The organism is Marinobacter sp. H13 (assembly GCF_059072335.1).
Genome location: NZ_JCACRU010000001.1, coordinates 985,041 through 1,008,305, shown reverse-complemented (window position 1 = coordinate 1,008,305; position 23,265 = coordinate 985,041). Strand labels below are relative to the sequence as shown.

Here is a 23,265-nt window from a genome sequence, read left to right as displayed (position 1 = left end):
CTGGCACACACAGAATCAGGAGATTGACATGATGACGAATGAGGCATGCATGTTTGGAATGGCGGGAAGGGGGTTGATATCCCTTTTGCTCATCGTCGCCTTGGTACTTGGCGTCGCAGCCCTCGGCAAGTACCTGTTTTCGAAAAACAGGGACGATTCTGGACGCGCGAGTAAGAACGCCAGAGGAGACTATGACTACCACCCTGAACCATGAATTTCATCGGGTACCCATGGCAGGCATGGGAGTTAGACCGAACGCAAAAGCAAAAGTAGTCGGGGTTCTGCTCTTGCTGGTTGCACTGGCTGCGATCTATTGGGTCATGCTGGAGACCGGAGCATTGACCACCGTGACCAACAAGGCGGCCTTGTCGGAATGGATTGACCAACTGGGGTATTGGGGGCCGGTGGGTATCATTGGCCTGATGATCACGGCCATTGTCCTGAGCCCGATCCCCAGCGCCCCGATCGCCATGGTTGCCGGTACGGCCTATGGATCGCTATGGGGAACAGTCATCGTAGTTATCGGTGCTGAGGCCGGCGCACTGATCGCTTTCGCCATTGCTCGATCCTTGGGGTACGACGTTATCCATCGCTGGAGGCGGGTACGTCCGGTATTGAATTGGCTGGGCAAGGACCGCTCCCAGGGCGGGTTGATGCTTGTCATTTTTGCGTCGCGATTGGTGCCCTTTATCTCCTTCGATGCCGTCAGCTATGCAGCCGGCCTGACACCGATCGCGTTCTGGCGATTCGTGGTCGCAACTCTGGCCGGTGTTATTCCGACAGCGTATTTGATCACAGCGTTTGGTGGCTTGCTCATGGCATCTGAGTCCGGGGTGGTGACCGGGCTTCTGATCCTGGTCAGTGGCATTACCCTGTTACCGATTGTTGCCAAGCTGCTCATGGCTCGCCTAAGGCACCAGAAAGCGTCCGAACTTGCATGATAGAGGTTGGGTTGAAGGCGCCTTGGCAAATACTCATCCCGCACAGCAGGACAGCTGTTTCACGTCTTTGGTGAAGGTTTGCGCGCAGAGCTTGAGGCCTTCCACCATGGTCAGATAAGGAAACAGTTCATCGCCGATGTCCTGCACGGTCATCCGTGACCGAAGTGCAATGACTGCCGTCTGGATCAGTTCACCGGCTTCCCCGGCTACCGCCTGCACCCCCAGCAAGCATCCCGAATCGCGCTCGGCCACCATCTTAATAAAGCCATGGGTGTCGAAATTCACCAGCGCTCGCGGCACGTTTTCCAGATCCAGCAGACGGGTGTCCACATTGTAGCCCTGCTTGAGCGCTTCGGCCTCTGTCAGGCCAACTGTGGCGACCTGAGGGTCGGTAAACATCACCCCCGGCATGGCGCTGAGATCCAGGGTGGCCTCGCCTCCCGTCATGTTGACCGCAGCCCGGCTGCCCCCGGCAGCGGCGACGTAGACAAACTGCGGCTGATCGGTGCAGTCACCGGCGGCATAGACACCGGGGACCGTGGTTTGCAGTTGCCCATCCACCTGAATCGCGCCACGGGAGGTTTCCACACCGATGCCCGCCAGGTTCAGGTTTTCGGTATTGGGTATCCGGCCGGTCGCCACCAGCAGTTGATCAGCTCGTAAGGTACCGGCATTGGTCTCGATAACGAATTCATTGTCGGTATAGTCCACACGGCTGGCCTGGGTCTGCTTGAGCACCTCGATGCCCTCGCGCCTGAACGCCGCCTCTATGGCCTCACCGACGGCGGGTTCTTCACCGGATAGCAGGCGGCTGCGGGCCAACACGGTGACCTTGCTATCCAGCCGGGCGAACGCCTGAGCCAATTCCAGGGCAACAAAACCGGCGCCGATAACGATCAGCCGTTCAGGCACAGTAATTAATGCCAGCGCACTGGTGGAGGTGAGATAAGGCGTCTCAGCCAGCCCCGGTATCGACGGCTCTGCGGGGCGGGCGCCAGTGCCAATAAAGGCGCGATCGAAATGGACGTTCTGCTCGCCGCCCTCGTTCAACTGGACCACCAGGTTATTGCCATCGACAAACCGGGCTTCACCGTTCAGGACCGTGATTGCCGTCTGGTCGCGCAGAATCCCTTCGTACTTGGCGTCGCGCAGTTCCTCGACACGCGTCTGCTGTTGCTGAAGCAGTTTCGCCCGGTCCACCTTCGGTATCTGGGCGCTGACGCCCCCGTCAAATGGGCTCTCCGTGCGCAGATGCGCGATATGCGCGGCACGAATCATGATTTTCGACGGCACGCAGCCGGTATTCACGCAGGTACCACCAATAATGCCGCGCTCGATCAGGGTGATGCGGGCGCCACGCTCCGCGGCCTTCAGGGCAGCCGCCATGGCTGCGCCGCCGCTACCAATCACAGCGATATGCAGGTTATTGTCACTATTCATTCCGAGTTCCTTGTATTACTGGGGCATTGTCACGGCAGGCGCCGAGTCGCGTGTAACAGAGGGCGCCTGGAGTCCTTTATTACAACTCACTTACTGTCCGTTTCCAGGGATTTCAGGGTGGAGGGATAGCCGACATCGCCCGTTGCCTGGGTTAAGGCTTCCACCGATGTTCGTGTGTCGTCAAAGGTAATCACGGCTTCTCGATCCGGATAGCTCACGTCGACTTGTGAAACACCGTCCACCTTGTTCAAGGCCAGCTTGATGGTAATGGGGCATGCGGAACAGGTCATCCCCGGAACCGAAAGCGTCACTGTCTGCATGGCGGCCCAAGAGGGCATGCTGAGCAGGGCGAAAAGCAACGTCATGGCAAAGCGCATTTTCATGGGACAATCTCCTTTCAATAAAGCAGAGGAAGAGCATAGGGAAACAACAGGGCGACCAGTATCAGTGCCGTTACTGCCCAAAAGATCACCTTATAAGTCGTTCGCACCCGTGGTACGGCACACACTTCACCGGGTTGACACTGTTCCACTGGCCGGAAGATTCGACGCCAGGCGAAGAACATGGCCACCAATGCAACGCCGATGAAAATCGGGCGGTAATGTTCAAGAGCCGTGAGGTTGCCCATCCAGGCACCGGAGACACCCAGCGCGACAAGTACCAGCGGTCCGAGACAGCAGGCCGAAGCCAAAAGGCCCGCAATACCTCCCGCAGCCAAGGGGACACGCCCCGATTTGGAATTCGACATAACGCTGACACCTTTCATAGTTTCATTCGATAAGATAAGATTACTTCCGTAGTCAGATACGGAGTCAAGGGGTATGCCGGATAAAGCGAATTCATTGACCATCGGTGGCCTGGCGAAGGCTGCCAACGTCCATGTCGAGACAATCCGCTATTACCAGCGGCGACGTCTAGTACCGGAGCCGGAACGTCCTCCAGGTGGTATTAGGCGCTATGGTCCAGCTGATATCGAGCGGTTAATGTTCGTGAAAACGGCTCAGCAGCTGGGCTTCAGTCTTGTCGAAATCAGTGACCTGCTACAACTTGAAGATGGCGCTCACTGCCAGGAGGCCAGCGCTCTGGCCGAGCACAAGTTGCGGGACGTGCGTGAGAAAATCGACCAACTGGGGAGAATCGAGAAGGTACTGGGCGAGATGGTCGAGCAGTGCCATGCCCATCCGTACAATATTACCTGCCCATTGATTGCATCATTGCATGAGGGGGGCAGTGGGGGGGGAACGATCAACGTGAAAGAACATGATTTTCACTCGACTGAGGGCTCGAGGGAGAGCGGATGTTTTATCCCCGGATAGTCCCCACACCCAAGCTTCTGAGGAACTTATGTGCGCCGCCAACATCTTACTCTGGTAGCCGAATTGGCGGATACGGTGATGGAGCGTGTCTGTTTGCACTTCCGCCAATGTAGGTTAAAGTGGGCGACTATCTTCCCACGCGGAAGATGTTTTAGCTGTTCTGTAATCAGGATATCAGTGCGATGACCACACGGCTTATGGGACTGGCAGTACTACTGCTCGTGGCTCTTCTCCCCGTTGCACAGGGAGTTGCCGCGACCTCTTTTGAGGCGGAACCCATGGCCGAAGCTTGTGTCATGTTGCCAGACACCCAGGTGATGCATGACTGCGCCGGGCTCAATGCCGAGGGCAGCTGCAGTAGCCCGTGTTCAACGTCCCATGTCGGGAAATCTGCAATTAGAGACTCGGTAGTGCTGTTATCTTCCCCCTGCCCGAAAGGCTATTCTTCTCATTCCGGCCGTGTACTTTCTGGCCCAGACCCTTTTCCTCCCAAGTATTCAACAGTCTCCTGAACCTTTGATTACCAGAGGCTTTCGCTTCGAGTGCCTGTCGTTTGGCCTTGCGCGGTAGACCACCACGTAGGCAGCTTTGCTGGTGATTTTATCGACTGATGAATACATGAAAACGGGAACGTATCTGTGATGTCATTCTATCTGGAATACCTGGTGCGCGGCATGACCGTGCTCTGCCATAAGCTTTCGGGTTTCAGCGGGACGCCAGGGCTGCTGTACAAGGATTCGAGCGGACAATGGCGGGGCCAGACTGGTGTGCCCAGCCAGGAAGCGCTCGGCAGGATGCTGGGAGTCACGGAGTAATGGATCAGTTGCCCTCATTACTCATTGCCGGCCAGATCATGATGGCGGTTATGGCAGGTCTACTGCTGAACCTGACGCCCTGCGTGCTGCCCGCGATCCCCATCAAGGTCCGGACCATCCTGCGGGAGGCGGGCGGCCAGAGGTCCCATCGGGTGCTGGCCGCGCTGGCATTCACGGCCGGAACACTCACCTTTTTCCTGACGCTGGGCGGCCTGACCGCACTGCTGCAGTGGAACTGGGGCACGTTGTTCCAGTCAACGCTATTCGTGGCCGTCCTGGTTGCGTTGATGGTCGGGTTTGCGGTGATTACCTGGCTCGATCTGCCCATCCCCGTCCCGACATTCGCCGCCTCGGCGCATGGCCGGCGTTACTTTGAAGCCTATGTATCCGGGCTGTTGAGTGCGATCCTGGCCGCGCCCTGCGCAGGCCCTTTCCTGGGGGGCGTACTGGCCTTTGCCGTTACCCAGCCGGCGCCGGTCATCATGGGGATATTCGGCAGTATCGGGCTGGGGCTGTCGTTGCCCTATGCGGTACTGATGCTCAGGCCCGAGTGGCTGAGTCGTTTGCCCAAGGCGGGCCCCTGGACCGTAGCCATTCGTGAAGTGCTCGCGCTGATATTGCTGGCCGCCGCCGTGTTTTTCAGCGCGAGCCTGGTGCCCAAAGCGGTATACCCCTGGCTGTGGTGGGCCTGGCTGGCGCTGGTGCTGGTCTGGGGTCTCCGCCGCTTCGTTCAGGGGAACGGTGCCGTGCGCGTGATCACTGCAACGGCGACAGGCCTTGCCTTGGTGGTGACAGTGGTATTCGCATCTCCGTTGGGCAGCGGCGAAGACGAGCTTGTCTGGCAACCCTACTCAGCAGAACTCCTGGCGGACACAAAAGCCCGTGGCACGCCGTATTTGCTGGAGTTCACTGCGGACTGGTGCATCAACTGCAAGGTCCTGGAGCGCACCGTGTATAAAGAGCCCGCTGTGGCTGAAGCCGTAGCGCGGGCCGGCATGGTGCCGATTCAGGTGGATGTGACAGCAAGCGATCCCGAAAAAGACGCATTGTTAACCGCGACGGGTGGGCAAGCTTTGCCTTTTGCGGCGATTTTTGACGCTGACGGCACCGTTGTCGCCCGTTTCACTGGGCTCTTTGATACCGACAGCCTGGTCGAGGCGATCAACCGCACCGAGAATTCACAACCCTAGCCCGGATTTCTCATAGTGCTCCAACAACCTTCGCAGACCAAGCCTGGTAGTGCCAGATCCGAGTGGTCATGGTCGAAGTTGGCGATTATTTAGCCAGTTTCCGGCATTCAGGCACAACTCCCCCTTTCCCCCATTGGTATCGGGCCGGGGGAGCCCGATTATCTACTGGGGCACCAAGCGCTGAACCAGTGCTGAGAGATCGTTCTTGTGTGGATAGCTATCACTCATCAACACCCGTATTCGGCGGGTGTTGCGGATGATGACTGCGCCAACCTTGATCAGCTTCAAGCGCAAGGTGCCGGCACTCATACGTTCGAAGGGCGTGTTTTTCAGATGCACCCGCAAACGCTCGAACAGGGTGTAGGCGAAGCCGGATAAGATCAGCCGCCACTGGTTGGTCCACCAGTGTGTGCTGGAGGTGCGACCGGCAAACAGATCCAGTTGTTGATCCTTGATCCGGTTCTCCATATCACCCCGTGCGCAATACTGTTCGTAGTAGAGCTTGAATCCGTCATCGTAGCGGGAGCTGATAACGAACCGGGGGTTCGGGCCTTGAGGGCCATATTCCAGGCGCGCAACCACCCAGCGTGGCTTATGCCAGCTTCGGGCTTTGTAGCGGAAGCGGAAGGTGCTGGCGAGCTTATGGCCATGAGCCTCGTAGTAGGTCCGGACTTTGTCCATGGCTGGGGCGGCAAGCGCCTCCAGCCGCTGGTTGCGGGCCATGCCTACGATGTAATCCACCTGGTTGCGATCGCACCAGGCCAGCAGTCGGGGCTTGCTGAAGTGGGAGTCGCCCCGGAACACGATCCGGGTCTGTGGCCAATACTCGCGAATAAATCGCACCAGCAGCGCCAGAATGGCCCAGCTGTGCCGGGCATCACCTCGATTGCTGGTGCGCAGATAGCTCACCAGCAAGTGCCTACCGCAGAAGACGTAAAGCGGGAAGTAGCAGTGATGGTCGTAATACCGGTTAAAGAACTTACCCGGCTGGTCGCCGTGCACCGGAATATCGGTGCCGTCAAAATCCAGCACGATTTCCTTGGGCGGCTTCTCATGCTGCTCGATAAAGTGGTGCCAGAGCAACTCATGCGCTTTGACAATGGTTTGCCGATCCATCGCCTGCTCCATTCGACAAAGCGTGGACTTGCCGGCCAGAGTCGAGGCATTCCCCGTGGCGGTTTGTAGTGCCTGATCAAAGCGAAGCGCTTCATGATCATTCAGATCTTCGTAGCCACCGGCCACACCGTAGACCCGTTGCCGGACCAGGGACTTGAGCTCATGACGAATCATCCGGGGATCCCGCTGGTCGGTCAGAGTCTCGGCCAGCCGTTGGGTTAACCGGTGTTGTTTGTCGACTTCGCGCAGTAACAGCAAGCCGGCATCGGAGGTGATATGGCCTCCGGAGAAGTCGGTTTCAATCTGGCGGCGGGAAAGTGGCGAGAAGGTCAGTTTTTGAGGTACCATTTTGGATAGCGGTTGTTGGTGTTGATTGATGGTGTAAGGTCCTGAAATTTTAACACTTTCAGCCGCTTTCTTTTATCCCCTCATGAGAAATTCGGGCTAGATACTGGAGATGAACCATGACAACCCAAGCCAAAGTATTGCTGACCGGCATAGCGGTTTTTCTGATCGCGATCGCGGCGTTCATGTTGATCGGTACCAATTCCGGAAAGGCCCCTGGCTCAGCCCAGCCTGAACAAGCCAGTTCCGACCCCCAGGCGCCAGTTGCCCGCACGGGGTTGGCAGATTCTTCCGATAAGGTCCGCCTCAATCTTGCGGAAGGCGGCAAAGCGCTGATAGGGGAGACCGGTGAAATCGTTCTGACACTGGACATTGAACCGGGCTGGCACGTGAATGCGAATCCAGCCTCCATGGAGTTTCTGATCCCCACCGTCGCCAAGTCTTCGGCTGGCGGCCAGTCGCTCGATATTCCGACGGAGTACCCGCGCGGCCGGGTCAGTGACATTGTGCTGGGTGACACCGCCCTGGAGGTGTACGACGACGGTGCGAGCATCCGGCTGCTGCCAGATGAAAAACAGACCACCGCGCTGAAAGAGGCAGGCAAGCTTGACATGACAGTACGGGTGCAAGCCTGCAGTGACGAGGGCGTTTGCCTGGCACCGGCTGACCTGCCCGTTGCGCTGAATCTGGACGATACCAAGCCACAATAACCCGGGATTCCCTTCGGAAAACAACTCAAATGGAGAGTGACTGTGAACAGTGTATTCAGAGTATTGCTGATTGCCATGGTTGCCCTGGGTAGCACCAATGCCATGGCCCATTCCATGGAGGATGTGGAGGCCTCGTTGAATGAGAAAGAGCGGTATGCCCAGTTTGTGGATCAGCCGGCCCCTGAATTTGATCTTACAGGCGTTGATGGCAATACCCTTTCCCTTGCCGACTTAAACGGCAAAACCGTTGTGCTCAATTTTCTCTACACGCGCTGTACCGAGGCCTGCCCTTTTCATATGAACCTGATACGACAGTTGCAAACCGGGGTTGAAGAAGAAGGGCTGAGTGAAGAGGTGGTGTTCATCACCATTGCCACGGACCGGGAAGATGTTGCCGGGACCCGGGACAACATGCGCGCGTATGGCGACAATTTCGACCTGAACCCCGATAATTGGCACTTTCTGTACCGGGGCGAAGGTGAACCGCCCGGGTTGACGTCGGAGCTCGCCAAAGCCTACGGCGTTCAGTTCAGGGATACGGGCGAGGGGGTACAGGTCCATGGTGTGGTAACCCACGTGATTGACCCGGAAGGGCAGATGCGGGCCCGGTTCCATGGATTGAAATTCAAGCCTGAGCATCTGGTGACCTACCTGACGGCCATTGCCAAAGGCCCCAACGCGGCAGCCGGTGATGGGTTCTGGGGCCGGCTGCATGGGCGCATTGAAGCGTTGCTACAGAGCGAGTAACGCGTGGGGCGCCATGCGGGCAGCAAACCGACCACTTTAATCAGGAGAAATGTCTAATGAGTCACCAGCGCATATCCGCCGCCCGTGGAATCGCCGTAGTCCTTTTCGCGCTTGCTATTTCCATAGCCGCCCCAGTTATGGCTGCAGGGAAGGTTCCGAAGTCGGTGGGGCCCCAGGGTTTCCTGATCTGGGAGTCCCCTCGCACTCTGCCCGAGCTGGCTTTTGAGGACGAAGACGGCAGGCCGCTGACACTGGCTGACTTTAAGGGTAAGGCGATATTGCTCAATATCTGGGCGACCTGGTGCCTGCCTTGCCGTGAGGAAATGCCGACGCTGGACTCACTTCAGGCTCAACTGGGCGGCGAGCAATTTGAAGTGGTCGCGCTGTCCGTTGACCACGCAGGCATCAGTGTTGTTGAGAAATTCTACCGGAAAACAGGCATCCAACATCTTCGCCAGTATATTGATCCGTCGACACTGGCGACCTCAACACTGGGCATAGAAGGTGTTCCTACAACGCTGCTGATTGATCACGACGGTCGCGAAATTGGCCGTCTGGTCGGTGCCGCGGAATGGGACAGCCCGGCCATGGTGGATTTGATGACCCGCACCATTGAAGGGGTTCCGGACTGACTGGATTTACGCAACTGAAAAGGCAGGTGCGTAATGCTTCAAGCTACTGCTGCATGTTTCCTTCGCTGAGCCCGTCGAGAACCCCGCAGGCCTCAATTTCCCGATCATCGTTACAACTTGCTCGCAGCGACACAAGTTGTTTCTCCAGTACCTGCAGATCGGTTATCTGAGACCGTACCTGAGCGATGTGATCATCAAGCAAGGTGTTGATGGCCCTGCAAGGCTGATGGGGCGCGCCCTGATAACGCTGTAACTCGTGAATTTCAGCGAGTGACAGCTCAAGTATTCTGCAGCGCCGGATAAAAGCCAGTCGCTCAACATGCCGTTCAGTGTAAATACGGTAGCCGTTGTCCTGACGATCCGGCGGTGGTAACAAGCCCTCTCGCTCATAGAAACGGATGGTCTGGGTGTCAACCCCTACGGACCGCGCCAACTGACCAATGCGCATCGGGTGTCTCCTCAACAAATGGTATCTGCTCTATTGACCTTATAGTGACTATATAGTTTTAAATCATAATCCGACAATACCCAAGTGGAGCCGTATCATGAGTAAATCCTGTGAAGACGCCTGTGGCTGCGACGCAACACCCGCCGAGGGTAATACCGGGTCGGGGGCCTCTGAAGCGTCCGGCAACTGGATCAGTGTGTATACCGTACCGAAGATGGATTGTCCTTCGGAGGAACGGATGATTCGACTGGCCCTGAATGGTTTTGAAGACATTCGCGGGCTGTCCTTCGACCTGTCTGATCGGCGGTTGAAGGTTGTGCACGATGGCGAGGCTGAGCCTATCACCGCGAAGCTGGCAACCCTCGGGCTGGGAGCTTCGCTTCAGGAAACGGCCGCTGCCGACCCTGAGTCAATCAAGGCGGTCGGGGGTACGGCTATCTCGGCCGAGCAGGAGTCCGGCACCCTGCGTTGGTTGCTCGGTATCAATGCCGTCCTGTTTGCGGTGGAAATGACGGCCGGCCTGATCGCCCAGTCTACCGGACTGATTGCAGAATCCCTGGACAATTTCGCCGACGCGGCCGTGTATGGGCTCGCCCTGTATGCGGTTGGGCACAGCGTGAAAATGCAGGTGCGTGCGGCGCATCTCGCGGGCGTACTCCAACTGATACTGGCTGTGGGCGCACTTGCAGAGGTGGTGAGGCGCTTTGTCTTCGGCAGTGAGCCGGAGTCGCTGGTAATGATGGGGATTGCGTTCATCGCATTGATCGCCAATACCACCTGTCTGCTGTTGATATCCAAACATCGGGAGGGCGGTGCCCACATGAAGGCGAGCTGGATATTCTCAGCCAACGATGTGGTGATCAATCTGGGGGTCATTACCGCTGGCGCCCTGGTGGCATGGACTGGCTCCAATTACCCGGACCTTATCATCGGCAGCATCGCGGGGATTATCGTACTCAACGGTGCCAGGCGCATCCTGGCGCTTAAGGGTTAAACAATGTCCATCGTTGCCAAAAAACTCTTGCCGTATGGCCTGCTGGCTATTTCGGGCCTGATTGCGGCGTCTGATCAGGTTGTAAAATGGTTGGTCCAGCAGTCAATGGCGTATGGCGAATCGATTCCGGTGACCCCGTTCTTTAACTGGGTGCATGTCTGGAACACCGGTGCCGCATTCAGCCTGTTTGCCGATGGCGGAGGTTGGCAGCGATACTTTCTTATCACAGTCGCGGTAGTTGTCTCATTTGTACTGATCAGGCTGATTCTTCAGTGCCGCCGCAGGGGAGAAGCCATCGCGTACAGCCTTATTCTTGGCGGTGCCATGGGCAACCTGATTGACCGGATATTTCGTGGCTATGTTGTGGATTCCTTTGATGTCTATTGGCAATCCTGGCACTGGCCGGCCTTTAACCTTGCCGATATCGCCATTGTGCTGGGCACCGTGCTTTTCCTCTATGTCAGTTTCATACCCGAAAAATCGGGCACGAACGTCGAGCTCGATGGATCAGGCTAAGAAACATCTGACAAACGCCTTGACCTTAAAGTTGACTTTAAGGATATCGTCTGTGCTGACAAACCAAGAACGACAGCCAAAGCAAAGGAGAATGAAACGATGACATTGCAACTTGGAGAAACCGCTCCCGATTTCACCGTGGCATCCACCGAGGGAAACATTCAGTTTCATGAGTGGCTGGGAGACGACTGGGCCGTACTGTTTTCACACCCCGCCGACTACACCCCCGTCTGTACCACAGAGCTCGGCGCCTTCGCCAAGCGTAAGGACGAGTTCGCCAGTCGCGGTGTGAAGCTGATCGGGGTCTCCGTCGACCCGCTCGACTCTCATAACGACTGGGTGAAGGATATCGAGAAAACCCAGGGCGCCGGGCTCAATTTTCCCCTGCTGGCAGACAAGGATCAGGTGGTTGCCGACCTGTACGGAATGATCCATCCAAAAGCCGACCCCAAGGTGACTGTTCGAACGGTATTTATTATCGATTCCGCGAAGAAAATCCGTCTGATGCTGACGTATCCGCCCAGCACCGGGCGCAATCTGGACGAGATCCTGCGCGTCATTGATTCGCTCCAACTGACCGACAACCACAAAGTGGCCACGCCGGTGGACTGGAAGAATGGCGAGGATGTGATCATCGTTCCGTCGCTCTCCAACGAAGAGGCCAAAGAGCGTTTCCCTGACGGATGGGATGAGCAGACACCGTATCTGCGCGTTACCCGCCAACCTGGTCGGAAGTAATAGAGAATTCGTCAGCTGGCCTTGTGGCTGGCTGACGAAGCAATACCTGAGAAACCTTCACCGATAGGTTCGGTCATCGCCGAACCCGCAACCGAACACGGCCCCGAAATGCTTACCCTGACAATCCCTGAAGTTGGTCTCTTCGCGTTATTGATTGCACTTTGCCTGTCGCTGCTTCAGGCGACCGTGCCCTTGCTGGGAGCCGCCACCCGGCGCCCGTTGTGGATGGCATTTGCAGAGCCCATGGCATGGGGGCAATTTGTTTTTCTACTGGTTTCTTATGCCAGCCTGACCGCCAGTTTTCTTCTGGATGATTTCAGCGTGGATTATGTGGCCCGTAATTCCAACTCGATGCTGCCCTGGTACTACAAGTTCACCGCCGTCTGGGGCTCTCATGAAGGCTCGGTGCTGTTATGGAGTCTGATTCTCAGTGGCTGGGGCTTTGCCGTCAGTCTGTTTTCCCGCCAGTTGCCACGGGATATCCCGAGACCCGCATCCTGCTGCGTGGTGATGCTCATTTCGCCAACGTGGAATTGATGCAACTGGCGCTCGACGATCCGTACACCGATTTTCTGTTCGGCCTGGCCGGCAACAGCCGTCTGAAAAAACTGGCCGAGCCACACCTGCAATCCACCCGGCGGCTGCACGATACCCGCTGCCATAACGCTCGCCTCGCGGAACAGGCCCCGCCGCAACGCTCGCGCACCTTCCACGAGATCGATTATCAGGCCCGTTCCTGGCCACAGGCGTTTCGCACTGTCCTGAAAGCCGAAACCATGGCCCTCGGCGATAACCCCCGCTTCGTCGTCACCTCCCTGGAAGAGTCAACCCCGGAAATACTGTACGCCGAGCTGTATTGCGCCCGGGGCCAGGACGAGAATTTCATCAAGATGATGAAAAACGACCTGGCCAGCGACCGCACCTCGGATTGCCGCTTTGCGGCCAACCACCTGCGCCTGTTTTTCTCCTGCGCCGCCTATGTACTGCATCACGCCTTGCGCGCCGAACTGTTGCAAGGCACCGAGTTGTCTCAGGCCCAGCCCTCGACGGTCATCATCAAGCTGTTCAAGCTGGCCGTACGGGTGGTGCAGTACAAAGACCGCATCAAGCTCCACCTGCCAGGTAGCTGCCCGGTCAAGGCCCTTCTGCACACAGTCACCGAACGGTTATATCGCCTGCCTCGGCCCAGGTTAAACACCGGCTGAGCCGCTGTCGGCGCTCACCTCCATCTCGGGCTCGGGAGGCCTTCCCTCGCCCGGACGCTGGAATTGATCAAATAATAAACACTTAAGGCCGGTGACTGGATGACATCAGAGCGACATTGGCGCGCATACTACACTAATAATTCTCATATCTGGGCGTAATGGGCTAACCGAGAAAATTTCGTGGCTGCTGCTTGGGGTGTTTATGAAATGTTCGGGTTAGATGCGTAACTAGACTCCTTGGTTCCTGGATGCCGCAGACGCTGTCAGCTCCAGTCGAGGATCACCCTGGGGTTTCGATCAGGTTTCTCCAGTCGTAAACAAAAGCGAACGTTCGAGTGAGGGATTTACGTCAGAGCCTCCAAGCAAATCACAGCCATTTCATCCAGTATGATTGGCGGAGCAAATTGCAGACGCTGAATGATTACGTGGCAGAGATGACCATGCTCGGCTAAGCTCCTGTTTTATCGATTTAAGTGCAGCGTTATTGATGTTTCAAAGTCAGTAATAGTGACACAGTCAAATTTCTGCAATGATAAAGCGCGCTGCCTAATTGCTGTTATGTTTCTCTCAGAGCAGGCTCAAGTCCAAGGTGATCAACAAAGGGGATGAAGTCGCGATCCAAAAACAGCAGGGGCAACTCTTTCTCTATACAGAATGTCGCGATGATCACGTCGGCAGTTTTTCTGATCGTGATGCCTTTTTTTCGTAGTGCCCGATAGTTGTCGGCGCACTTAATTGCCATTTCTTTGCCAAACATTTCATACTGATCCAGAGCGAGCAGGCTTTGCTTGGTTTGGCGATACTGTTTGTCGTTGCGGATGCCTTGGAGGATTTCCAAAAATATGAGGTCTCCAATAGCAACCGAACCTTGAACTATCGAGGCATCCAGCAGATCAGTTTGCGGGTTGTCGACCCCATTGAAATAGTCGATCCAGACGCTGGTGTCTACCAGGATCATCGGGCAGCTCGCATTTCGCCCAAATCGCCTTCCCACTTGATCTTGCCACGTAACTTTCGAATTTCCTGCTGCTTGCTAAGCTGGACTAGAAGTCTAAGGCCTTGCTCGACGGCCTCTTTTTTGGTTTCGTAACCGGAGGCTTTGAGGGCTTCGGCCATTAACTGGTCGTCAATGACTATGTTAGTTCTCATGATGCACCTATGTGTATGCTTTTCGACTTTTATACACAATCTAGCATCTCAAGGAGAACATAACAATCGGCTGCACAGCGACCGATTTTCCGCCGCCTCCGCGGCTACAAACCGGCGCGTGAGCCGGGCGTTGTAAAGGAAATACCCGTCCATGAGAGATAGAGTAAGACTTAATCCGGGTGAAGAGCTGAAACTCGAGGGCAGCAGAACTAAAGGACCTTTGGGTGAAACAGAAATCGACACATACTCCGTCATCAACAAGGCAGGAGAAGTCGTAGGTTCAGTTGTGCACTCCGATCACACAGCCATCAAAGGCTTTAAAAGAACGCAAACACTTGTCCAGAAAGATGCTGAAGGCAGTGTTTTGGTAGATAAGCGATGGTGATCTCAAATTTCGACCAGGTTTGGGCGACATGACCAATGGATATTGAATCTCTGACGCGCCTAACCCACAATCATGTCCAGCGAAGTAAACAAACGCTCACTTTAATTGCGGTAGAGAGGTAGAACAGGTGACTGAGCTGGTTAGTTATGAATTGAAAGATGGTGTAGCAACGATTGCCATCAGCAATGGCAAGGCCAACGCCCTGAGCCAGGAAGTGTTCGAGGGGCTCAACGCGGCGCTGGATCGGGCGGAGCAGGGCAAGGCGGTTGTGATTCTGACCGGCCAGCCAGGCGTGTTCTCTGCCGGGTACGACTTGAAAGAAATGCAGAAGGGGCCGAAAGAAGCAGCCGCGCTGGTAAAAACCGGCTCCAGCTTTACCCGGCGTCTGGCCGCATTCCCGTTGCCGATTATTGGTGCCTGTAGCGGCCATGCCATTGCCAAGGGCGCGTTCATTCTGCTGTCAGTGGATCACCGCATTGGTATTGAGGGGCCCTTCAAGCTTGGCTTGAACGAGGTGGCAATCGGCATGACCATGCACCACGCCGGGATTGAAATTGCCCGCCATCGACTGGCGCCCGCCCACTTTTACCGTTCGGTCGTGAACGCTGAGATATACAACCCGGAAGGGGCAGTAGAGGCGGGGTTCCTGGATGAGGTGGTTGCCCAGGACAAGCTGGTTGAGCGGGCCACCGAGCTGGCGCAGCATTTCAAAACCCTGAACATGCGCGCCCATCGTGAAACCAAGCTGAAGGCCAAAGCGGACTATCTGGCGCTGCTGGATCGTTGCATCGAGCAGGATGCCGAGCACCTTGGCCTGAACGGCTAGCTCACGTTTCCGAACTGAACTGCGGTGCTTCGCGGAAACGGAACAGTTTTGCCAGGATCACGTCAGGGAAAGACTGGATCCGGGTGTTGTAGATCATGGCGCTCTCGGTGTAGCTGTTTCGCAAGAGCGAAAGGTAGTTTTCCGTCTCTGCCATGATCGACATGAACTTCTGAATGTCCTCATTGTTCTTCAGGTCCGGATATCCCTCGATCCGGGCCTGGAGGGCATTGGTTACGTTCTGTTCAAACTGGATAAGCTTGTCGGCCTGGCCCTTCGAACTCATCTCGACAGGGTCCGCACTGCGTAGCTGGGCAATGGCTTTCAGCAGCTGTTTTTCGTGGGCCAGAGACGCCTTTACGATTTTCTCCAGGTTGGGCCACAGCTCATGGCGTTGCTGGAGAATGGTGTCGATATTGGCCGATGCCCGCAAAGCCCCTTGCCCCCGATCCAGGCCGGCAAAACCCAGGCAGTAGACGTTCACGAAGGTTTCGAGAAAGCGGACGGTGTAACGCCTGTCGCCCCGGCGCTCCGAATGGTACTGCGGGTATTCGATCTTCGCACCGTCTGGCTGGACGAGAACCTTTCCCTCGCTGTCCTCCAGCCAGAAAGGCGCTAGTTCTTCCCGATGCTCAATAACCCGCCATTTTTCGTTTTTTCCGGAACCCCGCTTTTCTTCAACCTTGTAGTCGAAGGCCACGCATTTCTCGTTTTTTAGTGGATCCCTGAGCGGGGGATGGTCTTCATCGACATCCACAATTGCCTTGAGCTCCGAGACGCCAAAACTGAGTCCCCGGGTGCTGCTGGTAGGTACCGCTTCGATCAGGCGCTTGAACTTGACGGTCCGGATCGACAACCACAAGAGCAACAGGGCAGCAATAATGCTGGCTGCGGCGAGTCGGCGGCTGGTCCAGGCGTGCTGGTATCGGCCCTCATACAAATCGGCGATGGCAGACCATTCCTGACGGAGCTTGTTGATGCCAAGCACCGAGAGCGTACCGGACACCGCAATGGCCATTACCAGAACATAGACCCAGAACCGGTGAACTTTGATCAACGGAAGGGACAGCGCGATACCCAGAGCCAGAAAGCCAGTTGCGATGGAAATGCGGATGGCTGCCTCGAAGAACCGGTCGCCACTGTCCACGGTCAGCGTGTTCCGGGAAATCATGGCCGGAAGGCTGAAGTCTTCGAGGCCATAAAAGGTAACTGCCCCGATTTCGCTGCTGTACTGGCCGATTACCCGCGCCGTGTGTCCGGGAATGAGCGCCCACTCCGAGTAGATTCTGCGGCCGGACTGATTGCGATAGGTTCGCTCCAGATTCCATTCGACCTCTTCCAGATCGCTGCCCGGAGCTACAATGACTGAGCCGGTCTGGTCCCTGAGCTGGAAGTCGCCGCCGCGGGCGCCGGAATCCAGGGTGCGGATACGCAGATCACCGTCGGAGTCGCGATATTCCTCCTCGAGTTTGTAGCGATAGTAGACCGCCTCGGTGTTGGAATAGGGCGTTTCGAGAGTTCCCAACTGATCCGTGACCTTGCCTGCGATCACATAGGGGCCTGTGGTCAAAGCGCCGACGGGCATTTCTGGTAGGCGTTCCAGTTGCCGTGCTTCGGTGAGCTGGCTGAGCCCGGTCGTCATCGCATAGTAGCTGCCTGCCAGGCAGGCGACTGCGATAATGGCGGTGATAATCCGGCCGGGAATACTGGCGATATTGAAGCGCCCCATGGCGGGAGAGTCCTTGGTCTGCTGGCTTTCAGGGGCAAGAGTATAAAGTATCGGGCTTTGTCATTCCCCCGGCCTCACCCGAATTGGGATGGAACGCAAGTTGGCAATGATGGGTGGTTCCTATAACGTTAAAGGCTTTCCTTTCAGAATTCAGGAGCGCGTTGTGTCCCAGTCCGAGCAATTTGCCAGCGACAACTACAGCGGTGTGTGCCCGCAGGCCTGGAAAGCCATGGAGGCGGCCAACCGGATGGATGAACCAGCCTACGGCGAGGACAGCTGGACGCAAAAGGCGGCGGATGGCCTGAGGACGCTGTTCGATACCGACTGTGACGTTTACTTCGTGTTCAATGGCACCGCCGCCAACTCTCTGGCCCTGGCTTCGATCGGTCAGTCGTTTCACAGCGTGATCTGCCATGAGCTGGCCCACATTGAAACCGATGAATGCGGCGGCCCGGAGTACGCCTCCAACGGCGCCAAGCTGCTTCTGGGGCAGGGCGAGAACGGCAAGCTGACACCGGAGAGTATCGAACACCTGGTGACCAAGCGGACCGATATTCACTACCCCAAGCCCAAGGCGCTCAGCCTGACCCAGGCCACAGAGGTCGGGACGGTCTATACATCCGAGGAGCTCAGGGTTATTCGGGCGGTCGCCGATCACCATAAGCTCAATATCCATATGGACGGCGCCCGCTTTGCCAATGCGGTGGCTGCGCTGGATGTACATCCGTCGGAAATTACCTGGAAGGCCGGTGTCGATGTTCTGTGCTTTTCCGGCACCAAGAATGGCCTGGCGCTTGGCGAGGCGGTGGTGTTCTTCAACCGGTCTCTGGCGGAGGACTTCGAGTGGCGGTGTAAGCAGGCTGGTCAGCTGGCCTCCAAGATGCGTTATATCTCGGCACCCTGGTGCGGGCTTCTGGAAGGCGATGTGTGGTTGGAGAATGCCCGCCATGCCAATGCCTGTGCCCAGCGTCTTGTCGAGGGGCTGGAAGGTCTTCCAGGTATCCAGCTACGCTACCCCAGACAGGTGAACGGTGTTTTCGTGGAGATGCCGGAGCCTTTGCAGGCGGCACTGCGGGCCAAAGGCTGGCGCTTTTATAACTTTATTGGAGGCAGTGCCCGTTTGATGTGTTCCTGGGCGACGACCAATGAGCAGGTGGACCGCTTTCTTGCTGATGTTAGAGCCCTGATAGGTTAAGAGCTATCGATTCCGGGGCGAAGTCGTGGTATATCAGCAGCCCCAAAACCCCAATTTTTTCGGAAACAGAAGACATGCCCAGAGCCAGTGAAATCAAAAAGAATTCCGCCGTTGAATACGATGGTCGGGTGTATTTTGTAAAGGACATCGAGCGTTCCGTGCCCCAGGGCCGCGCGGGCGGCAGTCTTTACCGCATGCGCATGTACGATGTGGTGACCAATCAGAAGCTGGACGAGACCTTCAAGGATTCGGACATGCTCAACCTGGCCGACCTTACCCGCCGGGAAGCCACCTTTTCCTACGCCGATGGCGATGAGTACGTGTTCATGGATACCGAGGACTTTACTCAGTACAGCCTGAACCGCGAGGCCATTGCCGAAGAGCTGCTGTTCATTTCCGAAGATACTCAGGGTGTCATGGTCATCCTGTTGAAGGATTCGCCGGTTTCGCTGGCTCTTCCGCCTACGGTGGAGCTGGTAATTGAGGAGACGGACCCGTCTGTAAAGGGTGGCTCTGCGACGGCTAGAACCAAGCCCGCCCGGTTTGCCACTGGCCTGGTTGTTCAGGTTCCCGAGCACATCTCCACCGGCGACCGCATTCGCATTAACGTGGAGGAGCGCAAGTTCCTGGGCCGCGCCTGAGTTAACGTCGTTCCGAAGTAAGGACACCCTGTGAAGCCGATAGAAACGATAAAAGTGCTGGTCGCCAGCGTGATTGCTGTTATGGTCATGGTGGGTATTGCCCGGTTTTCCTACACGCCGATGATCCCGGAAATGGTCGCGGCACTGGGGCTGAGCAAATCCGTCGTCGGCATGCTGGCAACCGTGAACTACGCCGGCTACCTGACCGGCGCAGTGCTGATTACCCGCATCAGCGATCTTGGTCTCAAGGTAAGGCTCTACCAGCTTGGCCTGGTGGTTGCCGTGGTTTCAACGGTTCTCATGGGGTACACCACCAATGTGTGGGTGTGGTCCATTCTGCGTTTTATCTCAGGTCTGAGCACCTCAGCGGGTATGTTGCTGGGTGCCGGTCTTTTGATGAGCTGGTTGATCAAGAACAACCAGAAGTCCGAGCTCGGCGTGTTCTTTTCCGGTATCGGGCTCGGGATTGTACTCACCGCTGTGGTGGCGGAGCTGATCAAGGATCCGTTCACCTGGGATCAGCAATGGGTGATTTACGGGCTGGTGGCCCTTGGGCTTCTGTTGCCCGCCTGGCGTTGGATGCCGGACTACCGGGCCTGTGCCTTGCCGAAAACAGGTGCGGCCAAGGCAGGTGACGAGCGAAGCCGGTTCATACGGATCCTCCAGCTGGCGTATTTCTGCGCCGGTGTGGGCTATGTGGTGACAGCCACCTTCCTCGTAGCAATTGCGGAATCCATGCCCGAGCTTCAGGGGCAGGGCTGGCTGGTCTGGCTGATTGCAGGTCTTGCTGCAACGCCGGCCTGCTGGCTGTGGGATGTGTTTTCCCGGCGTTGGGGCCAGTGGCTGGCGCTTTATCTGGCCTACACCCTGAACTCCGTGAGCATCCTGATGCTGATCGTGAACACCAGCTTCGCCAGCGTGATGCTCAGCTCCGTGATTTATGGCGCCAGCTTTATCGGTATCGTCAGCATGATGCTGGCAATGGTAGGGCGGGTTTTCCCCGAGAACCCTTCCCGGCCCATGAGCCGGTTGACCTTCAGCTACGGTATCGCCCAGATGATCGCACCCGCGGTGGTTGGCTATCTCGCGGATGTGGAAGGTAATTACACCAACGGCCTCTGGCTGACCCTGGTGGTGATGGCGTTAGGCGTTTTGATGCTTCACCTGGCAAGGCTGGCGCAGCAGCGTCAGGGCGAAGCCGCGACAGCGGGTTGAATTGATTCCGCAATCGAATGTCACTCGAAGAGGAAAGCAGATCATGCCAGGAAAGCCTTCAAAACCCGTATCAGCATCTGCGATTGAGAAGCACGTCTACAAGGTGTTTCCAAACGACATGAATTCCCACAATACCGTGTTCGGCGGCATGATCATGGCAAAATGCGACCGGCTGGCGCTGGTCGTGGCAGAGCGGCATTCCGCCCATGTTTGTGTGACGGCTGCCGTGGATTCAATCCATTTCAGGGCACCGGCGAAGGGTAACGATACGCTGCTGTTCAGCCTGTCGCTGAACCGGAGCTGGGGCTCGTCCATGGAAATCGGTGCCAGGGTAGAGGCCGAAAACAGTTACACCGGCGATACGCGGCACATTCTCTCGGCCTTTTTCACCTTTGTTGCTCTGGACGAGAATGACCGGCCGGTGGATGTCCCGGAAGTGATACCGGAAACGGACGAGCAACAGCGCCGGTACGACAATGCCGAGATTCGCCGGGAAGGGCGCCTGAAAACCCGGGAACAACTGGCATCCTCGTCCCGCTCGGCAACTGACTGAGCGGGTGCCTAGAGAACCTCTGGTTCTGTTGTCGGATCTGTCTGGATGGCAGTATCCCGCAATCCACCGAACCGCTTGTAAAACTTCTCACCCGGACCTGGAAGGGGGCCGGAGGCGTTTTCGAGGTTCTCGTCCAGCCACTGCTCGGCCCGCACATAGATTTGACGATACAGGTTCCGACACAGCTGTTTGGCGCTGCGGCCTTCCCAGTCACCGGGTAGCAGTTCATCGGGCAGCAGCGGGTCCCTCAGAAGAATTTTGCGGTACTCGTGGATCAGCAGGATCCGGAGTATCAGGCACTCCGCGGGGCTGAGAGTGTCCTCAGACTGGAGTTCACGCCACAGGGGCCGGAACTGGGTCAGGAAGCGTCGGTAGCGGCCGCCCAGTTCCTCAAGGTTCCAGCTTTCGCGAACCTGCAGTCTCAGGGCTCTTGGGCTCTTCTGCTCCATGGGCATGGTCTGCATCACGATGGTGTCTTCGAGAGCACCCCATTCCTGAAGCATTGGAATCAGTTCGCTGCGAGTGAAGCGTGGGTGTTCCATCAGCCCGGGTGCCATGCTGCCAAAACTGAGCCACTTGAGTTCCTCCCGGACTTTTTGCCTGAGTTCCGGGGAAAGCTGGTTCAGGTAGACCAGGCACCAGCTTCCACTCCATTCTTCGGCGCCCAGGTTATAGACGTGCTGAAAAGCCTGCTCGAACCGCCGCAGGCCCGGGCCGGTGAGGCTGTAATAACTGCAACGGCCCACCTTTTCGGTCTGCAGCCAGGATTCCTGAACCAGACGATACACCGAGGTGCGAACCAGTCGCTGGCTGATGCCCATGGGCTCTACCAGTTTCATCAGGCTTCCCAGCCAGACATTGCCGCCGCGGGGAACGATGGCATCGCCATAGATGGTGATGATGAGTGAGCCGGCCCGAAGGGGTCGCTTTTTCTGGAAGTTCTTGACGAGCAGTTCTAGCTGGCTTTTTGCAGTCATGGCCTGAGTTCGCAAATAAGAATCAATGAAACACGTTGTACGTATTATGCGGTTCTTACGTGTCAGGTAAAGGTTTGTCTTTCGATCAGCGGTGCTGGCGTGTTCTGCCAGTGTCGGCTTTACTGACAGAGCCGCGTTGGCACTCCCGGAAATCAGTTGACACGAGCGTTATGATACAATAACTTCATTTGATATTCGTCAATGGTATCGAATCATACCGGGAGCGAAGAAACAAAAACTCAAGCCCCTGCAAAAAACGGGAGAACAAAAACAATGTTTAAAACAGTGATTCGTCGCGCAGGCAAATGCGCAGCCGTTGCAGCCGCCGGTCTCATGATGATGAGCGCTCAGGCAGCTGAACCCATCAAGATCGGTTCGTTCCTGTCAGTGACAGGCCCGGCATCGTTCCTTGGTGATCCCGAGCTGAAAACGCTCGAGATGTACGTTGAAAAAATTAATGAAGAAGGTGGTGTCCTTGGTCGTCAACTGGAGCTGATCCACTATGACGACGTTGGCAACGCTTCCTCTGCCCGTAACTTTGCCAGTCGCCTGATCCGCTCGGACCAGGTTGATATCATCGTTGGCGGCAGTACTACCGGCGCTACCATGGCGGCGGTACCGCTGATTGAGCAGGCAGAAGTGCCGTTCATCTCCCTGGCCGGTGCTGTGGTTATCACCAACCCGGTCAAAAAGTGGGTATTCAAGACTCCTCAAACCGACCGCATGGCGGCAGAGCGTATTCTGACCGACATGAAGGATCGCGGCATTACCAAGTTTGGTCTGATTTCCGGTACCGGTGGTTTCGGAAGCTCGGGTCGTACCCAGACTCTGGAAGTGGCCGAAGCGATGGGAATGGAGGTTGTAGCCGACGTTACCTACAGCGGATCTGATACAGACATGACCGCCCAGCTGACCAATATCCGTAACACAAGTGGTGTGGAAGCGGTTCTGAACTTCGGTTTTGGTCAGGGTCCGGCCATCGTAACTCGCAACTATGCCCAGCTGGGTATGGAGCTTCCGTTCTACCAGTCCCACGGTGTCGCATCCGACAGCTTCCTGGAGCTCGCTGGCTCCGCGGCTAATGGCCTGCGTCTGCCCGCCTCTCCGCTGCTGGTGCCGGATTCCCTGCCGGACGACGATCCCCAGAAAGAAGTGGTCCAGAACTACAAGGCTGAATACGAAGCCCGCTGGGATTCCAAGGTGTCCACTTTCGGTGCCTATGCCTACGACGGCCTGATGCTGGCAGTTCGCGCCATGGAAGAAGCTGGCTCTACCGATCCGGAAGCAGTTCGTAACGCACTGGAAAACATCCAGGGCTATGTCGGTGTAACGGGCGTGTTCAACATGTCCCCGGAAGACCACAACGGCCTTGATCCGGAATCCTTCCGCATTCTGGAAGTCCAGAACGGCGAATGGAAACTAATCGACTGATACCCCTTTAACCT

Annotated in this window: 27 protein-coding genes and 2 pseudogenes; 20 read left to right on the top strand and 9 right to left on the bottom strand. The window is 56.6% G+C overall.

The window, feature by feature from the left end; translation table 11 throughout:
* The first annotated feature begins 28 nt into the window (after positions 1–28).
* Complete coding sequence (locus tag AC5JQH_RS04740) at positions 29–214, top strand: hypothetical protein (protein WP_008173735.1); 186 nt, start codon at positions 29–31, stop codon at positions 212–214.
* Entirely contained in the window at positions 192–941 is a 750-nt protein-coding gene (locus AC5JQH_RS04735) for a TVP38/TMEM64 family protein (RefSeq protein ID WP_008173737.1), read from the top strand. The genes AC5JQH_RS04740 and AC5JQH_RS04735 overlap by 23 nt, the downstream gene beginning before the upstream one ends.
* A 33-nt stretch (positions 942–974) precedes the next feature.
* Here AC5JQH_RS04735 and merA read toward each other — a convergent pair whose 3' ends face one another.
* From merA to merT, 3 genes are all read right to left on the bottom strand, one after another.
* A complete protein-coding gene (gene merA, locus AC5JQH_RS04730; protein ID WP_493805337.1) occupies positions 975–2,381 on the bottom strand; it encodes a mercury(II) reductase in 1,407 nt (468 codons plus the stop codon).
* 86 nt (positions 2,382–2,467) lie between these two features.
* Positions 2,468–2,764: a mercury resistance system periplasmic binding protein MerP gene (gene merP, locus AC5JQH_RS04725; protein ID WP_011784884.1), complete on the bottom strand. Its 297-nt coding sequence runs from the start codon at positions 2,762–2,764 to the stop codon at positions 2,468–2,470.
* Between the two features lie 14 nt (positions 2,765–2,778).
* The gene (gene merT / locus AC5JQH_RS04720; RefSeq protein WP_483137466.1) at positions 2,779–3,129 is read right to left on the bottom strand and encodes a mercuric ion transporter MerT; all 351 of its coding nucleotides are present in this window, start codon (positions 3,127–3,129) and stop codon (positions 2,779–2,781) included.
* Positions 3,130–3,202: 73 nt separating this feature from the next.
* Between merT and merR the strand changes: the two genes are divergently transcribed.
* From merR to AC5JQH_RS04705, 3 genes are all read left to right on the top strand, one after another.
* A complete protein-coding gene (gene merR, locus AC5JQH_RS04715; RefSeq protein ID WP_483137465.1) occupies positions 3,203–3,697 on the top strand; it encodes a mercury resistance transcriptional regulator MerR in 495 nt (164 codons plus the stop codon).
* Positions 3,698–4,338: 641 nt separating this feature from the next.
* Positions 4,339–4,512, top strand: coding sequence for a hypothetical protein (locus AC5JQH_RS04710; protein ID WP_008173750.1), 174 nt, complete (start codon positions 4,339–4,341; stop codon positions 4,510–4,512).
* Positions 4,512–5,702, top strand: a complete 1,191-nt coding sequence (locus tag AC5JQH_RS04705) for a protein-disulfide reductase DsbD family protein (protein ID WP_008173751.1) — start codon at positions 4,512–4,514, stop codon at positions 5,700–5,702. Before AC5JQH_RS04710 ends, AC5JQH_RS04705 begins: the two co-directional genes overlap by 1 nt.
* A 162-nt stretch (positions 5,703–5,864) precedes the next feature.
* On the opposite strand, the gene AC5JQH_RS04700 is transcribed toward AC5JQH_RS04705, so the two are convergent.
* Complete coding sequence (locus AC5JQH_RS04700; protein ID WP_011784498.1) at positions 5,865–7,166, bottom strand: IS1380-like element ISMaq3 family transposase; 1,302 nt, start codon at positions 7,164–7,166, stop codon at positions 5,865–5,867.
* A gap of 116 nt (positions 7,167–7,282) precedes the next feature.
* On the opposite strand from AC5JQH_RS04700, the gene AC5JQH_RS04695 reads away from it, so the two are divergent.
* The 3 genes from AC5JQH_RS04695 to AC5JQH_RS04685 are packed head-to-tail and all read left to right on the top strand — an operon-like array spanning position 7,283 to position 9,252.
* Positions 7,283–7,873 carry a protein-disulfide reductase DsbD domain-containing protein gene (locus tag AC5JQH_RS04695; protein ID WP_348293773.1) on the top strand — a complete coding sequence of 197 codons (591 nt, stop codon included), beginning with the start codon at positions 7,283–7,285 and terminating at the stop codon, positions 7,871–7,873.
* 42 nt (positions 7,874–7,915) lie between these two features.
* Positions 7,916–8,620: an SCO family protein gene (locus tag AC5JQH_RS04690; RefSeq protein WP_008173753.1), complete on the top strand. Its 705-nt coding sequence runs from the start codon at positions 7,916–7,918 to the stop codon at positions 8,618–8,620.
* A gap of 56 nt (positions 8,621–8,676) precedes the next feature.
* A complete protein-coding gene (locus tag AC5JQH_RS04685) occupies positions 8,677–9,252 on the top strand; it encodes a TlpA disulfide reductase family protein (protein ID WP_273084876.1) in 576 nt (191 codons plus the stop codon).
* A 43-nt stretch (positions 9,253–9,295) separates the two neighbouring features.
* Here the strand turns inward: AC5JQH_RS04685 and cadR are convergent, their stop codons facing one another.
* Complete coding sequence (gene cadR, locus AC5JQH_RS04680) at positions 9,296–9,700, bottom strand: Cd(II)/Pb(II)-responsive transcriptional regulator (RefSeq protein ID WP_273071347.1); 405 nt, start codon at positions 9,698–9,700, stop codon at positions 9,296–9,298.
* 97 nt (positions 9,701–9,797) lie between these two features.
* Between cadR and AC5JQH_RS04675 the strand changes: the two genes are divergently transcribed.
* The 5 genes and pseudogenes from AC5JQH_RS04675 to AC5JQH_RS04655 all read left to right on the top strand — a co-directional run.
* A complete protein-coding gene (locus AC5JQH_RS04675; RefSeq protein WP_011784898.1) occupies positions 9,798–10,694 on the top strand; it encodes a cation efflux transmembrane domain-containing protein in 897 nt (298 codons plus the stop codon).
* 3 nt (positions 10,695–10,697) lie between these two features.
* Positions 10,698–11,210, top strand: a complete 513-nt coding sequence (gene lspA, locus AC5JQH_RS04670; RefSeq protein WP_011784899.1) for a signal peptidase II — start codon at positions 10,698–10,700, stop codon at positions 11,208–11,210.
* Positions 11,211–11,309: 99 nt separating this feature from the next.
* Positions 11,310–11,948, top strand: a complete 639-nt coding sequence (locus tag AC5JQH_RS04665) for a peroxiredoxin (RefSeq protein ID WP_011784900.1) — start codon at positions 11,310–11,312, stop codon at positions 11,946–11,948.
* Between the two features lie 108 nt (positions 11,949–12,056).
* A pseudogene (locus tag AC5JQH_RS04660) lies at positions 12,057–12,425 on the top strand (heme lyase NrfEFG subunit NrfE); the annotation flags it as partial.
* A 5-nt stretch (positions 12,426–12,430) separates the two neighbouring features.
* Positions 12,431–13,153: pseudogene (locus AC5JQH_RS04655) on the top strand (IS1380 family transposase); the annotation flags it as partial.
* Between the two features lie 556 nt (positions 13,154–13,709).
* Here the strand turns inward: AC5JQH_RS04655 and vapC are convergent.
* The gene (gene vapC, locus AC5JQH_RS04650) at positions 13,710–14,111 is read right to left on the bottom strand and encodes a type II toxin-antitoxin system VapC family toxin (protein ID WP_008173765.1); all 402 of its coding nucleotides are present in this window, start codon (positions 14,109–14,111) and stop codon (positions 13,710–13,712) included.
* The gene (locus AC5JQH_RS04645) at positions 14,108–14,302 is read right to left on the bottom strand and encodes a type II toxin-antitoxin system VapB family antitoxin (protein ID WP_008173767.1); all 195 of its coding nucleotides are present in this window, start codon (positions 14,300–14,302) and stop codon (positions 14,108–14,110) included. The genes vapC and AC5JQH_RS04645 overlap by 4 nt, the downstream gene beginning before the upstream one ends.
* Positions 14,303–14,453: 151 nt before the next feature.
* Here AC5JQH_RS04645 and AC5JQH_RS04640 point away from each other — a divergent pair, with 151 nt between their 5' ends.
* A complete protein-coding gene (locus AC5JQH_RS04640; RefSeq protein WP_008173769.1) occupies positions 14,454–14,687 on the top strand; it encodes a hypothetical protein in 234 nt (77 codons plus the stop codon).
* Between the two features lie 127 nt (positions 14,688–14,814).
* Positions 14,815–15,513: a crotonase/enoyl-CoA hydratase family protein gene (locus AC5JQH_RS04635; protein ID WP_008173771.1), complete on the top strand. Its 699-nt coding sequence runs from the start codon at positions 14,815–14,817 to the stop codon at positions 15,511–15,513.
* A 1-nt stretch (position 15,514) separates the two neighbouring features.
* Here the strand turns inward: AC5JQH_RS04635 and AC5JQH_RS04630 are convergent, their stop codons facing one another.
* Positions 15,515–17,239: a LemA family protein gene (locus AC5JQH_RS04630; RefSeq protein ID WP_493805336.1), complete on the bottom strand. Its 1,725-nt coding sequence runs from the start codon at positions 17,237–17,239 to the stop codon at positions 15,515–15,517.
* Positions 17,240–17,348: 109 nt separating this feature from the next.
* Between AC5JQH_RS04630 and AC5JQH_RS04625 the strand changes: the two genes are divergently transcribed.
* The 4 genes from AC5JQH_RS04625 (at position 17,349) to AC5JQH_RS04610 (ending at position 20,843) form a co-directional block, all read left to right on the top strand.
* Complete coding sequence (locus tag AC5JQH_RS04625; protein WP_050898318.1) at positions 17,349–18,434, top strand: threonine aldolase family protein; 1,086 nt, start codon at positions 17,349–17,351, stop codon at positions 18,432–18,434.
* A 74-nt stretch (positions 18,435–18,508) separates the two neighbouring features.
* Complete coding sequence (gene efpL / locus AC5JQH_RS04620) at positions 18,509–19,075, top strand: elongation factor P-like protein EfpL (RefSeq protein WP_008173777.1); 567 nt, start codon at positions 18,509–18,511, stop codon at positions 19,073–19,075.
* 30 nt (positions 19,076–19,105) lie between these two features.
* Entirely contained in the window at positions 19,106–20,290 is a 1,185-nt protein-coding gene (locus AC5JQH_RS04615; RefSeq protein WP_008173779.1) for a YbfB/YjiJ family MFS transporter, read from the top strand.
* Between the two features lie 43 nt (positions 20,291–20,333).
* Positions 20,334–20,843: an acyl-CoA thioesterase gene (locus AC5JQH_RS04610; protein ID WP_008173781.1), complete on the top strand. Its 510-nt coding sequence runs from the start codon at positions 20,334–20,336 to the stop codon at positions 20,841–20,843.
* Positions 20,844–20,851: 8 nt separating this feature from the next.
* Here AC5JQH_RS04610 and paaX read toward each other — a convergent pair whose 3' ends face one another.
* Positions 20,852–21,820, bottom strand: coding sequence for a phenylacetic acid degradation operon negative regulatory protein PaaX (gene paaX, locus AC5JQH_RS04605; RefSeq protein ID WP_008173782.1), 969 nt, complete (start codon positions 21,818–21,820; stop codon positions 20,852–20,854).
* Between the two features lie 273 nt (positions 21,821–22,093).
* On the opposite strand from paaX, the gene AC5JQH_RS04600 reads away from it, so the two are divergent.
* Positions 22,094–23,251 (top strand): ABC transporter substrate-binding protein, encoded by a 1,158-nt coding sequence (locus tag AC5JQH_RS04600; RefSeq protein ID WP_008173783.1) that lies wholly within the window; start codon positions 22,094–22,096, stop codon positions 23,249–23,251.
* The last annotated feature ends 14 nt before the right edge of the window (positions 23,252–23,265 follow it).